Source organism: Actinokineospora sp. UTMC 2448 (genome assembly GCF_024760565.1).
Taxonomy (GTDB): domain Bacteria; phylum Actinomycetota; class Actinomycetes; order Mycobacteriales; family Pseudonocardiaceae; genus Actinokineospora; species Actinokineospora fastidiosa.
Genome location: NZ_CP031087.1, coordinates 2,655,806 through 2,670,390, shown reverse-complemented (window position 1 = coordinate 2,670,390; position 14,585 = coordinate 2,655,806). Strand labels below are relative to the sequence as shown.

General features: G+C 73.8%; 15 protein-coding genes and 1 pseudogene. 13 read left to right on the top strand and 3 right to left on the bottom strand.

All coding sequences use genetic code 11. From position 1 onward, the window contains the following. Positions 1–2: 2 nt before the first annotated feature. The gene (locus Actkin_RS12595; protein ID WP_229787288.1) at positions 3–935 is read right to left on the bottom strand and encodes a 1-phosphofructokinase family hexose kinase; all 933 of its coding nucleotides are present in this window, start codon (positions 933–935) and stop codon (positions 3–5) included. A gap of 74 nt (positions 936–1,009) precedes the next feature. Here Actkin_RS12595 and Actkin_RS12590 point away from each other — a divergent pair, with 74 nt between their 5' ends. The 13 genes and pseudogenes from Actkin_RS12590 (at position 1,010) to Actkin_RS12530 (ending at position 12,922) form a co-directional block, all read left to right on the top strand. Then, on the top strand, positions 1,010–1,339 hold the full coding sequence (locus tag Actkin_RS12590; RefSeq protein WP_189212790.1) for a hypothetical protein: 330 nt from the start codon (positions 1,010–1,012) through the stop codon (positions 1,337–1,339). Between the two features lie 197 nt (positions 1,340–1,536). Further along, positions 1,537–2,700 carry a DUF8814 domain-containing protein gene (locus Actkin_RS12585; protein WP_258907308.1) on the top strand — a complete coding sequence of 388 codons (1,164 nt, stop codon included), beginning with the start codon at positions 1,537–1,539 and terminating at the stop codon, positions 2,698–2,700. A gap of 122 nt (positions 2,701–2,822) precedes the next feature. Continuing rightward, positions 2,823–2,963: pseudogene (locus Actkin_RS12580) on the top strand (helix-turn-helix transcriptional regulator); the annotation flags it as partial. Positions 2,964–3,749: 786 nt separating this feature from the next. Next, on the top strand, positions 3,750–5,762 hold the full coding sequence (locus Actkin_RS12575) for an NACHT domain-containing protein (RefSeq protein WP_258907914.1): 2,013 nt from the start codon (positions 3,750–3,752) through the stop codon (positions 5,760–5,762). 134 nt (positions 5,763–5,896) lie between these two features. After that, a complete protein-coding gene (locus Actkin_RS12570; protein WP_258907306.1) occupies positions 5,897–7,177 on the top strand; it encodes a PPE domain-containing protein in 1,281 nt (426 codons plus the stop codon). Further along, positions 7,174–7,491: a hypothetical protein gene (locus Actkin_RS12565; RefSeq protein ID WP_258907304.1), complete on the top strand. Its 318-nt coding sequence runs from the start codon at positions 7,174–7,176 to the stop codon at positions 7,489–7,491. Before Actkin_RS12570 ends, Actkin_RS12565 begins: the two co-directional genes overlap by 4 nt. Beyond that, positions 7,488–8,258 carry an ESX secretion-associated protein EspG gene (locus Actkin_RS12560; RefSeq protein ID WP_258907302.1) on the top strand — a complete coding sequence of 257 codons (771 nt, stop codon included), beginning with the start codon at positions 7,488–7,490 and terminating at the stop codon, positions 8,256–8,258. The genes Actkin_RS12565 and Actkin_RS12560 overlap by 4 nt, the downstream gene beginning before the upstream one ends. 19 nt (positions 8,259–8,277) lie before the next feature. Continuing rightward, positions 8,278–8,619 carry a YbaB/EbfC family nucleoid-associated protein gene (locus Actkin_RS12555; RefSeq protein WP_258907300.1) on the top strand — a complete coding sequence of 114 codons (342 nt, stop codon included), beginning with the start codon at positions 8,278–8,280 and terminating at the stop codon, positions 8,617–8,619. Next, the gene (locus Actkin_RS12550; RefSeq protein WP_258907298.1) at positions 8,616–8,924 is read left to right on the top strand and encodes a type VII secretion target; all 309 of its coding nucleotides are present in this window, start codon (positions 8,616–8,618) and stop codon (positions 8,922–8,924) included. Before Actkin_RS12555 ends, Actkin_RS12550 begins: the two co-directional genes overlap by 4 nt. A gap of 650 nt (positions 8,925–9,574) precedes the next feature. Continuing rightward, the gene (locus Actkin_RS12545; protein WP_258907297.1) at positions 9,575–10,336 is read left to right on the top strand and encodes a WXG100 family type VII secretion target; all 762 of its coding nucleotides are present in this window, start codon (positions 9,575–9,577) and stop codon (positions 10,334–10,336) included. Further along, a complete protein-coding gene (locus Actkin_RS12540; protein WP_258907295.1) occupies positions 10,333–11,442 on the top strand; it encodes a serine hydrolase domain-containing protein in 1,110 nt (369 codons plus the stop codon). Before Actkin_RS12545 ends, Actkin_RS12540 begins: the two co-directional genes overlap by 4 nt. Beyond that, positions 11,439–12,491 (top strand): alpha/beta hydrolase, encoded by a 1,053-nt coding sequence (locus Actkin_RS12535; protein ID WP_258907294.1) that lies wholly within the window; start codon positions 11,439–11,441, stop codon positions 12,489–12,491. The genes Actkin_RS12540 and Actkin_RS12535 overlap by 4 nt, the downstream gene beginning before the upstream one ends. Before the next feature lie 101 nt (positions 12,492–12,592). Further along, positions 12,593–12,922 carry a DUF3140 domain-containing protein gene (locus Actkin_RS12530; protein ID WP_258907293.1) on the top strand — a complete coding sequence of 110 codons (330 nt, stop codon included), beginning with the start codon at positions 12,593–12,595 and terminating at the stop codon, positions 12,920–12,922. 51 nt (positions 12,923–12,973) lie between these two features. Here the strand turns inward: Actkin_RS12530 and Actkin_RS12525 are convergent, their stop codons facing one another. Together Actkin_RS12525 and dapC are read right to left on the bottom strand one after the other, a co-directional pair. Further along, the gene (locus Actkin_RS12525; protein WP_189212781.1) at positions 12,974–13,207 is read right to left on the bottom strand and encodes a hypothetical protein; all 234 of its coding nucleotides are present in this window, start codon (positions 13,205–13,207) and stop codon (positions 12,974–12,976) included. A gap of 62 nt (positions 13,208–13,269) precedes the next feature. After that, a complete protein-coding gene (gene dapC, locus Actkin_RS12520; protein ID WP_396122962.1) occupies positions 13,270–14,388 on the bottom strand; it encodes a succinyldiaminopimelate transaminase in 1,119 nt (372 codons plus the stop codon). Between the last annotated feature and the right edge of the window lie 197 nt (positions 14,389–14,585).

The window sequence follows — 14,585 nt, the reverse complement described above, 5'->3', positions numbered from 1 at the left end:
GCTCACCGCTCGACCGGGGTCAGCCGCACCTGCCGGGCGATGGCCCTGATCGTCGCCCCCTCGCCGGTGCCGAGGCCGTGCCGGGTGATGTTCAGCGCGCCCGCGGCCCCGCCCAGGCGCAGCGCGTCGTCCATCGGCTCGCCGAGGGCCAGCGCGACGGCCACGGCGGCGGTCATGGAGTCGCCCGCGCCCCGGGTGTCCACCTTGTGCAGGGTTGGCACCTCGATCGCGCACACGCCGTCGCGGGTGCGGGCGATGGCGGGCTCCCCGGCGCGGGAGACCAGCACCAGCTCGGCGCCGGTCTCGGCCAGGTGGTCGGCGGCCCGCACGAGGGCGGGCGCGGAGTCGTCGTCGGTCATCCCGGCGTCGAGCAGCTCCTGGTGGCTGACCTTGATCACCGACGGGCCGCCCTCGCGCGCGGCGAGCAGGTACTCCCCCGCCAGGTCGACCACGACCCGGCAGCCGAGCTGGCCGAGATCGGCGACCAGCCTGCGGTACAGCGACGGCGGCGCGACGCCCGGGTCCTGCACGCCCGCCAGGATCGCCGTCCCCGCGGCCAGCGCCTCGCGCAGCGTGACGGCGTAGAGGTCGTCCAGCTCGTGCCTGCTCAGCGGGTCGGCGGCCATCTCCACCACGGCGTCGCGCTCGCCCTTGCGGCGGTCGTGCACGTACGCGCCGTTGCGGGCGCTCACCTCGCGGGCGCAGACCGTGATGTCGCCGTCGTCGACGAGGTGCCGCAGCACCGATCCGGTCTCGCCGCCGAACGCGCCGCACAGGGTCACCGGCAGGCCGAGGACGGCCACCATCCTGGCCTGCCAGACGCCCTGCCCACCGGCGTGGATGTGCATGTCGGGCGCGCCGTCGACCTCCTCGACGGTCACGGTGAGCTGCGGCGACGGCGCGAAGACGACCACGCTGGGCTGGTTCTCGGTCACGCGCCGGAACTACCCCCGGCGGCGGCGCGGGAAACGCGAGACCGCTCGCGCGCTGGACCGTAGGATCGCGGGCTATGGGGGGACGCATGGAGATCGAGGAGCGGAAGCGGCCGGGAGCGGTGTTCGCGGGCTTCCTGGCGCCGTTCGCGTTGCTGGTCGCCACCGTGCTCGCCTTCGTCGAGGACGTGTTCGCCGACCGGGGCTGGCGTGGTGGTGAGTACGCGACCGCGTTCGTCGCCGTCGCGGTCGTCTCGCTCGTCGCGGGTGTCCTGCTCAAGGCCACCGCGCCGCAGCCGTGGCGGTCCGTGGGCGCGGGCATGGTCAGGGCGGGCCTGCTCGGCTTGGTGGCCGCCTTCGCCGCGGTGGTCGTGCTGCTGATCGCGCTCGCCCAGTGGCGGCCGTGAGGGGTTGGCGCGCCAGCATCGACTGGTCCACCACCAGTGGTGCGGGCCGTCCGTGCCCACTGCCCAGACGTGCTCCTGGTCGCCGAACCGCTCGGCGAGTTCTACGATGAGCATGATCCTGGTACGGATCATGGAGGCGACTCCCGCAAGCTCCCCCCGGACGCGGAACACCGTGTCGTGTGGAAGGGAGCTCCGGCATGACCAGGGCAAGGACGACAGCGGCGCTGGCCGTGGCCGCTTTGACGGTACCCGTCGCGCTGACCGCGGCTCCGGTGCAGGCCACGCCCGGCGACACCGCCTGGCGCGCGGATCTGTCCGTTGTGGACGGGGATGACGTCAACGTCGTGCACCACGGCGGCGCGCTCACGCTGCGGGACCCGGACGTGCGGGTCGAAGGGGGAAGCCACGGCTACCTGCTGCTGGCCGAGCGCGTGCTGGGCGGGCCCGTCAACCGGGTGAGCGCGAGCACCGACGGCGCGGCCGAGGTCGACGTGCGCGGCAAGGTGTCCGACCTCGACTGGACGGAGTGGACACCCGCCGGGGGCGTGCTGCCCCAGGCGGTGACCACCGTCCAGGTGCGGGTCACGCTCACCGGGAAGGGCGCGCGGGTGTCGCGGGTCGACCTCGTCGCCGACTCGGTCGCGCGCACGCGGGCCGCGACGGGGCCGCTGACCTACCGCGTGTTCGCCACGCGGGAAGGGCTCGTCGGCGGCACGACCGCCAACGGGCACGTGATCAAGAGCCGCGACCACTTCGTCGCGCTGCCCTCGCGCCGCGGCCTGGCGCCGAGGGACACCGGCGACTACACCGTCCGCGTGTGCCGCACGGACGACAGCCGCTGCGAGTACGCGCCGGTGTGGGACGTCGGCCCGTGGAACACCAAGGACGACTACTGGAACCCCTCGTCCGAGCGCGAGATGTGGCAGGACCTGCCGCAGGGCACGCCCGAGGCGCAGGCGGCGTACCTGGACGGCTACAACGACGGCCGCGACGAGTTCGACCGCACGGTGGCCAACCCGGCGGGCATCGACCTCGCCGACGGGACCTTCTGGGACGGGCTGGGCATGTCCGACAACGACTGGGTGACGGTCTCGTACCTGTGGACAGGCTCGGGCCCGACGGGCGTGGTGAGCACCGCGGGCGAACCGCTGAACGTGCGCGAGTCGGCGAGCACCAGCGCGCCGCTGAAGGGTCTTGCCGCCAACAAGGCCAAGGTCATCGTGGAGTGCCATGTGGTGGGCGAGACGGTCACCGGGCCGCTCGGCACCAGCGACATCTGGGACCGCATCGGACCCGACCACTACGTCTCCGACACCTACCTGATGACCGACTCGGAGGAGCCCGTCGCGCCCCTGTGCTGACCGGAATGGGCGGGCCACGGCCGCCCTGGGCGGCCGTTTCCTCTTCCCAGAACCGGCAGGCAACCGGCCACTACTGGCCGGTAGGCTCCCCTGAGTCTGGATCTTGACGACCGGGGGCGGATGTGACCAGCCAGTTCGGCGCGCTGCTGCGACACCTGCGCCTCCGCGCGGAGCTGACCCAGGAAGACCTGGCCGACCGCGCAGGCCTCGGCGTCCGAACCATCCGCGGCCTGGAAACCGGCGAACGAGCCGACCCCAGAATGGCCACCGTCCGCCGCCTGGCCGACGCCTTCGCCCTCAACGAACCCGACAGAGCCACCCTCTTCGCCGCCGCAGGCTTCGCCAGGTCCCCCGCCCCTCCCCTCCCCACCACCCGACCCGAGCCAGCCGCAGACGCGGTCACCGGCACCACCAGGGCCGAGCAAGCCCCAGCAGCGGCCCCCGCCGAAGCCACCACCGGCACACCTCCCGCACCCGCCGCTCTCCACCCTGAGCCGTCCCTGCCCGCACCGGCCGCTCCCCACCCCGAACCGCCCCTGCCCGCGCCCCCAGCTCAAACAGCCGCTGGCCCGGCCGCCGACGTCGCACACCCCCGGCCACCCGCACCCGCCGCGACCACTGCCACCGCAGGACCTGGCCTGGCCACACCTGCCAGCCCCGCCCAACCCGCCGCCTCCACCGCGCACCCCGGACCGGCTGCACCCGCCACCCCCACCTTCACCGCGCAGCCCGGGCCGACCGCTCCCACCGCCGCCCCACCACCTGGACCAACCACATCTGCCATCCCGGCCGCCCAATGGGGGTCACCACAACCCCTTACCTCGGGCTACGAGGCCACGCCTCCTCTCCATGAGCCGACCTCACCCACCGCCTTCGCGCGAGCCACCGCTTCCCCGGCTCAACCTGGGCCGACCGCACCCGCCGACCCGGCATACACGACCGCCTCCGCCCCACAAGCCGGACCAGCCCCATTCACCGAAGCCACCTACCCCGTGCCGCCCGCTGGTGCAGGGCCAGCTGCCCATCTCCCGCATCCGGGCGCCGCGCCGGTGCCGTCCTGGCCGCGGTCGTCGGTAGACGACCGGCTCTGGCACGCCGCCGATGAGTTGGCGCATGCCGTGCGGGCTCGGTGGCAGCGGGAGGAGGAGCAGCGGCAGATCCACGACCCGTTCCCCCTGCCCGTGCGCTGGCGGACGGTGGCTGAGGAGTTGACCGACTCCTGGGCCGACATCCGCCGCGCTGGGGCCGCTGGAGGGCAGGAGCCGCTGGACTTGAGTGGGCGGTTGGACCAGATCGTGGAGGTCTACCGGCGGATTCCGTCGGGCAGGCTGGTCGTGCTCGGGCAGGCCGGGTCCGGCAAGACGATCCTCACCCTGCGGTTCGTCCTCGACCTCCTGCGGACGCGCGCCGCCGGGGAGGCCGTGCCGGTGGTGTTCAACCTCGCGTCCTGGAATCCGACCACGACCGGGCTGCGGGACTGGCTCGCCGCGCAGCTGCGCCGGGACCACCCGGGGCTGAACGCCCCCGGCCCCGACGGGTCGACGCTCGCCGCCGCGCTGGTCGAGACCGACCGCGTGGTGCCCGTCCTCGACGGGTTCGACGAGATCGCCGACGGCCTGCACCGGCCCGCGCTGGAGGCGCTGAACGCCACCCGCCTGCCGCTCCTGCTGACCAGCCGCCCCGACGAGTACGCCGCCGCGGTCGCCGGGACCGACGTGCTGACCGCGGCGGGCGGCGTCGAGCTGACCGGGCTCACCCCGGCCGACCTCGCCGCCTACCTGCCGCGCACCACCCGCAAGACCGGTGGTGGCGGACCCGCGTGGCAGCCGGTGCTCACCGCGCTGCGCGAGCGTCCGGACGACCCGGCCAGCGTCAACCTCGCCGCCGTCCTGACCACCCCGCTCATGGTCGGCCTGGCCCGCGCCATCTACAGCGACACCCCCGACCACGACCCCGCCGACCTGCTCGACACCACGCGGTTCCCCACGTCGGAGGCCATCGAGGAGCACCTGCTCGGCAACCTCGTCCCCACCGTCTACCGGCACCAGCCGGAGACCGCGCCGTACCCGCCCGACCAGGCGCGGCGCTGGCTGGGCCACCTCGCCCGGCACCTGAACCGGCTCGGCACCCACGACCTCGCCTGGTGGCAGCTGGGCACGTCCGTGCGCCTCCCGGTCCGCGTGCTCGTGGTCGCCGTCGTCGTCGCGGCGATCATCGGGCCCGCGGACATCGTCCTGGAGGCGCTGATCAGCGGCTCCATCGACGCCTACCAGGTCACGATGGGGCTCACGCTCGGCGCGGTGGCGGGCGCCGCGTTCGGCCTGGCGCATGCGCTGGTGAACCAGGCGGGCCTGGAACCGTCGCGGGTGCGGCTGCGCGTCCGCGCCGGGGCGGACCCGAGGCGGCGCGGCATCGTCGTCTCCCGGGCGCGGATCGGGTTCGCGGCAGGCCTGCTGCTCGGACTCGCCTTCGGCGTCTCGCGCGGCGTGGTGCGCGGCCTGGTGCTCGACGACGGCCACGCCGCGGTGTTCGCGCTGGTCGACGGCGCGGTGTTCGGCCCGGTGTTCGGGCTGGCCGCCGCGCTGATGGCCGGTCTGATCGCGCGCTGCGAGGCACCGCTGGACATCAGGTCGGCGGGCAGCCCGATCGACCTGCTGAACGCCAACCGCAGGACCGTGCTGATCCAGCTGCTGGTGTTCGGGCCCGCGTTCGCGCTCATCGTGCCGCTGATCAGCTGGTCGGCGGTGGCGCTGCTGCAGCAGCTCCCGCTGGAGTCGATCGAGTTCCGCTGGACGCCGCTGTTCGGCGTCATCCTCGGCCTGGTCGCCGGGCTGACCGGCGGGCTCGGCTACGCGCTGACCATGACGGCGTGGGGGCAGTGGCTGGTGTTCGCCCGGCTCTGCCTGCCGCTGACCGGCAGGCTGCCCTGGTCGGTCCGCGCCTTCCTCGACGACGCCTACCGCCGCGGCGTCCTGCGGCGGGCGGGCGCGGTGTACCAGTTCCGGCACGCGCGGCTGCAGGACCATCTGGCGGGCGTCGATCCGGCCAAACGGCCGAAGTGACCCGTTTCCCCTGGTAGTCCCCTGCGGCCAGACATGGCCGGTGGCTGGCCTGGCTGGGCGGGTCGCGCTCCGCGCAAGATCGGCGGCGTCAGGAACGCCGGTCGCCGACCGGCGTCGGGGGAAGGAGTCCAGGGGTGAGCCTCACCGTGCCCGCGGCCACGCCGGACGGCGTGAACTGGGACGCGTACACCCACGAAGAGCTGTACCGGATGGTCTGGGACCAGGCCGACGTCGCCGAGGTGGCCGCCATCGCCGAGGAGTGGCGGCGGCACAGCGTCGAACTGGCCGACCAGGCCGTCCGCCTGCGCGACCACCAGTCCGCGCTGCGCGACCACTGGCAGGGCGAGGCCGCCGACCTGGCCGCCACCCGCCTCTCCGAACTCGCCGACCGCCTCGACGGCATCAGCGCCAGGGCGGCGGCGAACCAGCAGACCGCCCACCAGGCGGGCGAGGCCCTCGCCCTGGCGAGGGCGATGGTGCCGCCACCCCCCTCGGCGGCAGGCACACCCGGCCCAGGCGCGATACCCGCACCGCCCCCGCCGAGCACCCAACCGGCCTACGCGCCGCAAGCTCCGGTGGGCTCCATACCTGCCCCGTCGGCGTTCTCACTGCAGGCCTCGTCGGCCTTCGCGCCCGACCCGATGGTCTTCGCACCGGACGCGGCGGCCTTCGCGCCGCAGGCCTCATCGGGCTTCGCGCCCGCCCCTTCGGCGTTCGCCTTCGATCCGGCGACGTTCACGCCTGATCCCTCCGCGTTCACGCCTGATTCGGCGGCGTTCGCGCCGTCGTCTACGCAGGTCTCGGGGTTCTCGCCCGCGCCGTCGTCGGGTGGGTCGGGGTGGTTCCTGGTGTTCGGGGCGCCCGCGGTCGCGCCGTCCGGGGGTGGGATGGGGACGGCGTTCAACGCCGTCGGCACCGGCGGGTCCAGCATGTACTTCGGCGACCTCGCCGCCAACCAGGCCAAGGCGCAGGCCGTCCACGCCATGCGCGTCTACGAGGCGAGCCTGCGCGGGTCGACGGTGGCGGTGCCCGGCTCCGTCGGCGGACGGACCTACGGGGTGGCCGGGTCCACGACCGCTCCCCCCACGGGCCCGGTGAACGAGCCGCGGAGCGGTGGTGTGCCCTGGGAGCGGCTGGTCGGCGGTCAGCCGGTCAAGGAGCCGGGCCGGGTCCCGCTCGGCGCGGGCGCCCGGGTCGGCACGGCGATGCCCGTCTCGTTCGGCGGCGCGCCCATGTCGCCCGAAGCGGCGACCGCCCGACCCGCGGGCGCTCCCGGCGGCATGGCGCCGTCGGCGGGCCAGCGCGGCGCGGGGGCCGAGGACGAGACGCATGAGAACCGCATGCCCGTGCTCGACCACGGCCTGTTCACCGTCGAGTTCCCCACGTGCGCAGCGGTCATCGGCGGTGAGCGATGAAGGGCTTCCGGCTCGAACCCGACCGGCTCAGGACCCGCGTCACCGAGCTGATCGGGCTGGCCGAGGAGACCGGCGAGCTGGTCGCGTCGGCGAGCAGGCTGGCCGAGCGCCTGCCCGCGCTGGGCACCGCGCCGCCCGCCGTGCACCTGGCCGAGCAGCTGCGCGACGCGGCGGGCCGGTCCGGGCTGACCGGCGAGGTGCTGGCCGCGGAGGTCGAGTTGCAGAGCTTCCACGAGGCCCTGTCGGCGACGCTGACCGCGTACGACGACGGCGAGTCCGACATCCGCTGGACGCTGCGGGACTCCGCCTCATGACCGGCTTCGCGCTCGTCGAACTGGACCTGCTCGCCACCCACGCGGGCGTGCCCGTCCCGTTCCCGCTGCGCGTGCCGTCGTTCGGCCGCTCGGCCGAGGAACGGGCGGACGGGCTCGCCGCTGCCGGACGCGCGCTGGCCGCCCGCGGCCTTGCCGACGACCACGGCCCGCGCGGACTCGCCGCCGACCTGGTCACCGCGTTGCGCGGGCATCGGGGCACGGTGGACCTCGTGGTCGTCGGCACCGACACGGCCACGGCGGTCGTCGCGCTGGTGTGCGGGACGTGGGCGCTGGTGTGCCGCCAGTCGTTCACCGGGGAGCCGGGGCCGGTGACGGTCCGCCGGGTGCCGCAGACGGCGCTGACCGACGAGCTGACCGGAGCCGTGGCGGACGTCCCGGGCGCGTCCACGCTGCCGATCGCCCTCCCGCCCGGCGTGGTCAACGACGCCGTCCGGCTCATCCACCGCGACGGCGACAACGACCACACCCGGGCGGCGGTGCGCGGCCTCATCCGCGACCGGGGCGGCGACCCGGACGCGATCACCCGGCTCACCGGCCTGCTCCCGGCCGTGACCGGCCGCGGCCAGGTGGGCGCGACCCGGACCGGCGAGCGCGCGGGCGCGGAGCTCTCCTGGCTGGACAGCCCGTCCGGGCGGGTCCGCATCGATCAGACGACAGACGGCTGGACGAGCGTCAACCCGCTGCGTCCCGCGGAGTTCCGGCTGGCGGCCGCCGAAGCCGTCCAGTTCGCCCGCGGACAGCGGTAAACCACAGGAAGGGGACACAGTGGATCCCGCACAATGGCTCGCGGACTACAACAACCGCCTCGCCGAGGCGGCGGCGGGCGCGAAAGCTGCGGCGGAGGGCCTGCGAACGGCAGGCGCCCGCGCGACCTCACCACGCGGCGAGGTGACGGTGACGGTCAACGCGGCGGGCGCGCTCGAAGACCTCGCGCTGACGCCCGCCGCCCGCAGGCTGGAGGTCGAGGCCCTCGCCCAGCTGATCGTCACCACCGCCCGCCAGGCGCGCCACGCGGCAGGCGCCCACGCCACCGCCATCCTGACCCACCACTTCGGCGACGGCCCGGCACTGGACCTGATCAGGTCCCACGCGGAGGCCCCCCGGTGACCACCCACTACCGCACCGACCCGGACCACCTCGACCGCCACGCCACCCACCTCCGCACCCTCTCCGACCACCTCTCCACCGCCGCGACCCGCGCCCCCGACACCCTGGGCAACCAACCCCTGGGCGCCTTCGCCCAGTTCCTCACAACGGGCCTACAGGGCGCGATGGCCGCGACGACGACCGCGATCGCCCACGCCGCATCCACTTCGGACGACCTGGCCACCGGCATGGCAGGCACAGCGGCCGACTACCGCCGCGCAGAGGACGAGAACGCCGCCGCCTTCACCCGAGAGGGCCACCCGTGACCGCCCCGACCACCCCAGGCACACCTGCCTGGCCCTCCACGCCCGGCGTCCAGCAACCTCACAGTCCTCCAACCCACATAACCCCCACACCACCACAGCACACCCTGCCCAACCACAGCGCACCAACCACCCAAGCGGCCCCCACACCACCACACCACTCTCACGACCACAGCACACCAAGCACCCACTCCCCGAGCCCCTACTCATCCCTCGCACCGCACCACAGTTCCTCAACCACCCAGGCACTTCCCACGCCACCACACGACGCCTCACCCGAGCACAACGCACAAGGCACCCACTCCCCGAGCGCCTACTCAACCCCCACGCCACCACACCCCACCCCGCCCAACCACAGCGCACCAAGCACGGCCGTCACACCACCACACCATCCCTCACCCGACCACAGCACCCATTCCCCAAGCCCCCACTCAATCCCCATGCCACCGCACCACACCCCGCCCAGCCACAGTCCATCAACCACCCACGCGACTCCCGCGCCACCACACCACGCCGCGTCCGGCCAAGGCGCGCCAACCACCTATGCCCCGAGCCCCTACTCACCCTCCGGGGCGCCGCACCACCTCCCGAGCACCACGACAGACCACAGCCCACCAACCCACGCCATGGCGGCGTCGCCCTACACCGACCACATGTCGACCGCTGCGGCCGACCACCCCCTCCAATCCGCCCTCACCGAACTGGCCGCCATCGCCAATTCCGTGCGCGGCAAGGGCTGGCTCGACGGGGAGATCAGCGGTGACGGCTCCTTGGAGGCGCTGGGATCGTCGGCCAGCCCCCTCTCCGGCCTGGACAGCGCGGGCCTCGGGTGGTTGACCTCCTTCGTCTCCTTCCTCGAAGAACCCCTCCACCACCTGCGCGGCAACCCCGACTCCCTCTCCTCAGGCGCGCAGGGATTCGAGGGCGCGGGCACCGAGATAACAGCCGCCGCGGACACCTACCGCCAATCCACCACAAAGGACACCGAGGACTGGTCCGGCCAGGCCGCCTCCGGATACCGGGAGGCGGGGGCGCGGTTCGCCGACGGGGTGGGGGCGCTCGGGGAGGGCAGCGGCACGGTCGCGAGCGCCATCTCCGGGGCCGCCGAGGTCGTCGCGCAGGTGGTGGGCATCGTCAGCGGGCTGGTGGCCGAGGCCGTCGGGCGGATGGCGCCCATCATGAGCCAGGCGGTGGCCGCCGCGCCGGTGACGTTCGGGCAGAGCATCGTCGCGGCGATCCCGCAGTGCGTGCAGATCGCCGTGGACTACGGGCAGCGCATCGCCGGGAAGTTGGCGGCGTTGCTGTCGAGCGGGGAGAACCTGCTCAAGCTCATCGACGGCGCCCTCGCCGTCATGGACCTCGTCAAGCAGGTCCTGTCGCAGATCAGCAGCCAGAGCACCAAGGGGGAACAGTGAAGAGAGTCATGATCACGGCGGTCGCCGCCGTCGCCGCGCTGGTCGTGCCCGCGCAGGCGCAGGCCGAGGACACCCACGCAGGCGTCCAGGCCGTGCTCGACCAGTACCGCTCGCACGCCGGTCCGGGCGCGGCGGTCTACGCCGGTGACGACACCGGCGCGTGGCAGGTGAGCAGCGGGTCGGCGACGATCTCGGCGACCAGGCCGATCGCGCCCACGGACCACTTCCGGGCCGCCAGCCAGACCAAGACGTTCATCGCGACCGTCGTGGCCCAGCTGGTCGACGAGGGCCGCGTCGAGCTGGACGCGCCGATCGAGCGGTACCTGCCCGGCGTCGTCACCGGACACTACGACGGCAACGCCATCACCGTGCGCCAGCTCCTGCAGCACACCAGCGGCATCGCCCGCGACGCGACCAACCCGCGCGCCAACGCCGACGGAAGCTACTCCCTCGCCGAGCTGGTCCGCGCCGGACTGGCCAACCCGCCGCAGTTCGCGCCCGGGACCGGATGGGGCTACTCCAACGTCGGCTACTACGTCGCCGCCATGCTGGTCGAGCGCGTCACCGGCCAGACCTTCGCCGCCGCCATCGCCGAGCGGATCACCACCCCGCTCGGCCTGACCGCCACCGCCTTCCCGGCGCCGACCGTCCGGACCCTGCCGTCCCCCTTCATCCCGGGGTACACGGGAGGCCGTCTGGGCCCGTTCTTCTTCTGGTACGACACCACCGGCAACATGGAGATGACCGCCGTCGGCCCCGCGGGCGCGATCACCTCCACCCAGACCGACCTCGCCGAGTTCCAGTCGGCGCTCGCCGAGGGCGACCTGGTCTCCCCCGCGACCCTGGCCGAGATGCGGGAGACCGTGCCGTTCCCGGGCTCGGAGACCGTGACCTACGGCCTCGGCCTCATGCGCCTCACCCTCTCCTGCGGCGGCCAGGCGTGGGGCCACGCGGGCGACCTCACCACCGGCCACACCTCCCTCACCATGGTGACCGACGACGGCCGCTTCGCCTCGCTCGTCACCAACACCATGGTCGGCAACGCCACCGCGCCCACCCGCTTCGACGTCATCGACGCGGCGCTGTGCGAGGGGAGCGCGGCATGAGGCGCGTCGCGAGCGTCCTGGGCTGCTTCGCGCTGACGGCGGGCCTGGCGGCCCCCGCGCAGGCCGACACCGCCCCGCCGACCCTGGCCGACGGCTTCGGCATCACCGTGATCAGCCAGCCCGAGTGGGCGGACGACAACCACCGCACGTTCACCTTCACCGTGCGCACCGCCGAAGTGCCGGAGTACACCGTGCTGCCCGGCCAGGTCTCCGGCGAGCACGTCGTCATGGTCACCCTGCCCGAGGGCTACGACGGCGTGACGCGCTACCCGGTCCACTACACGCTGCACGGCGGCGGCGACTACCCGAACTCCAGCCGCGCCAAGGACGTCGTGGAGCGCGCCACCGAGGACGTCCCGCTGATCACGGTCACGCCCAACGGCGGCGGCCGCGGCTGGTACACGAACTGGGTGAGCCCCGGCGCGCTGGGCAGGCAGAACTGGGAGACCTTCCACCTCGACCAGCTGGTCCCGTTCATCGACGCCAACCTGGCGACCGTCCCGACCAGGGCGGGCCGCGCGCTCTCGGGCCACTCGATGGGCGGTTTCGGCGCCTTCCACTACGCCGAGCACCGGCCGGACCTGTTCAGTCACGTCGGCAGCTTCTCCGGCGGGCTCGACCTGCTGAGCCAGGAGATGCGCGCCGCCGTCGTGGGCACCACGCAGCTGGCCTCCTACGGCACGCCGACGGTGCCCGTCGACGCCATCTTCGGCCCGCCGATCTGGCCGCTGGACGGGGTGTGGAACGCGCAGAGCCCGGCCCAGCACGTCGCTCCCCTGCGCGGAATGGGCATCGCGCTGTACTCCGGCAACGGCGGCGACCTCACGGTCGACCCGATCCAGGCGGCCGTGGAGAACCGCGCCCACCAGACCGCGGTGGTGACCAGCGACTACCTGACCGCCGCGGGCATCCCCCACCAGTTCATCGACTACGGGGACGGTGCCGGATGGGCGCCCGGATGCACCGGCAAGCACAATCAGACGCCCTGTCTGCAGGCCGATATGGACCATTTCGTCCGGTTCATCATGACCGGCCTCCAGCAGTCCTGACGCAGCAGGGGCGCGCCCGCAGCGGGCGCGCCCCTCGCCGCGTGCATCGGCCGCGCCCGCGCGGGGTACCCGGCGGGGAACCGCCGCGAGAGGAGGACATCGTGACCGCACCCCAGGACGACCTGTGGACCGAGTTCCACCGCGTGGTGAACATGACCTCGCGCGAACTGTCCGACTGGCTGCGCACCGCGTCGGCGACCCAGGACACCGAGCCCCTCCCCGACCAGGCAGGCACCCCCACCGGCCAGGAGGTCCTGCACGTGCTGGCCAAGCGCCGGGTCGACCTGACCGGCGAGGACGAGCGCGTGATGCGCAAGGTGGTCGACCGCGTCCACCGCGAGCGCCGCGACGACCTCGAGCCGACCGCGGGCCAGGACGCCTGGCGCCACCGCCTGATGTCCATCGGGCACGACCCGCTCAAGCCCGTCTAGCCCCCGGACGGCCCGGGCGGGTGGTGCGCCCCGCCCGGGCCGCTCAGGCGATCACTCCACCGGGTGCTCCTGGCAGTAGTAGTTGTTCCACCACTCGTACTCCTGGCCGACCTCGCCGACCGCCTTGCAGTCGTCCTCTCCGTGGAAGTACGCGAACGACTCCCAGCCGTGGTCCTGGTCGAGGTAGTAGAGGGCGTGGAAACTGCCGTCGTCCGCCGCGGCAGGCACTGCCGAGCAGAAGGCCGCCGCCACCGCGAAGGCGGCGGCGCCGAGGATCTTTCGCATTGTGTTCGTCCCTTTCTCCGTTGATTCCCGGGGGAAGTTCCCACTCGGGGGTCGTGGGGGGATCACCGCTCGACGGCGGCCAGGACGGGCACGCTTTCCGAGCGGGCGGCCAGGCGCGCGGCCGCCGCGCCGACGCGGGCGTCCGATGCGGTCAGCGCGACCCGGACGTGGCGGGCCCCGGGCGCGCCGTACATGTCGCCGGGCGAGACCAGGATGCCGAGCGCCGCCAGGTGCTCGACGGTCCGCATGCACGGCTCGTCGCGCGTGGCCCAGAGGAACAGCCCCGCCGTGGAGCCGTCGATCCGGAAACCTGCCTCCGTCAGTGCGGACCGCAGCACGGTCGCGCGACGGGCGTAGCGCACGCGCTGGGCGACGACGTGCGTCTCGTCGCCCAGCGCGGCGGCCATCGCCGCGGCGACGGGCGCGGGCACCGCCATCCCGGCCTGGCGACGGACGGCCGTCAACTCCGCCACCACCCGGCGGTCGCCCGTCACCAAACCAGCGCGGTACCCGGTCATGTTCGACCGCTTCGACAGCGAGCGCACCGCGAGCAGGCCGTCGTGGCTGTCGCCGCACACGCTCGGGTGCAGGATGGAGACGGGATCGCCGTCCCACCCGAAGTCCGCGTAGCACTCGTCGTTCACCACGAGCACCCCGTGCGCGCGCGCCCAGTCCACGATGGCGCGCAGCACGGCGGCGGACAGCACCACACCGTCCGGATTGGACGGCGAGTTCAGCCAGACCATTCGCGCCCCGGCCAGTTCGCGCGGATCGGCGAACGGGACCGGGGTCGCGCCCGCGAGCAGCGCGCCGACCCGGAACGTGGGGAACCCCAGGCGCGGGACGCCGACCACGTCGCCCGGCCCGGCGCCCAGCATCGCGGGCAGCCAGGCGATGAACTCCTTGGTGCCCAGGGTGGGCAGCACGGCGTCGGGGTCGGCGGCCACGCCGAAGCGGCGGCGCAGCCAGTCCGCGGCCGCCTCCCGCAGCCGAGGAGTCGCCTCGACCGGCGGGTGGCCCGGCGCGTTCGCCGCGCAGGCCAGCGCCTCGTGCACCACGTCGGGCGTGTCGTCGACGGGTGTCCCCATCGCCAGGTCGACGATCCCGCCCGGGTGCCGCTCGGCCAGCCGCCGGGGCGCCGCGAGCCGGTGCCACGGGAATTCGGGTAGGTCCCTGATCACGGCCACGGTCCTTTCCCGCCAACTAGGGTGCGCGACCGCAGACGCTAGGGACCGGGTCTCGAGGCCCGGTCGAGCAGCCGTCGCGGCCCGGGCGGACACGACGCCGCCTTGAGACGGTCTCGAAAGCGCCGCCCTAGCGTCGGGGCGAAGCGGGACAGCGGCGCCCCGCTCGGGAAGCGCCGACCGGTAGGCCTTGC

Excerpts from the sequence above, each read along its gene's own strand:
- Actkin_RS12565 (WP_258907304.1), top strand. The coding sequence starts at position 7,174 with ATGAAGGGCTTCCGGCTCGAACCCGACCGGCTCAGGACCCGCGTCACC.
- Actkin_RS12560 (WP_258907302.1), top strand. The coding sequence starts at position 7,488 with ATGACCGGCTTCGCGCTCGTCGAACTGGACCTGCTCGCCACCCACGCG.
- Actkin_RS12585 (WP_258907308.1), top strand. The coding sequence starts at position 1,537 with ATGACCAGGGCAAGGACGACAGCGGCGCTGGCCGTGGCCGCTTTGACG.
- Actkin_RS12535 (WP_258907294.1), top strand. The coding sequence starts at position 11,439 with ATGAGGCGCGTCGCGAGCGTCCTGGGCTGCTTCGCGCTGACGGCGGGC.
- Actkin_RS12545 (WP_258907297.1), top strand. The coding sequence starts at position 9,575 with ATGTCGACCGCTGCGGCCGACCACCCCCTCCAATCCGCCCTCACCGAA.
- Actkin_RS12590 (WP_189212790.1), top strand. The coding sequence starts at position 1,010 with ATGGGGGGACGCATGGAGATCGAGGAGCGGAAGCGGCCGGGAGCGGTG.
- Actkin_RS12525 (WP_189212781.1), bottom strand. The coding sequence starts at position 13,207 with ATGCGAAAGATCCTCGGCGCCGCCGCCTTCGCGGTGGCGGCGGCCTTC.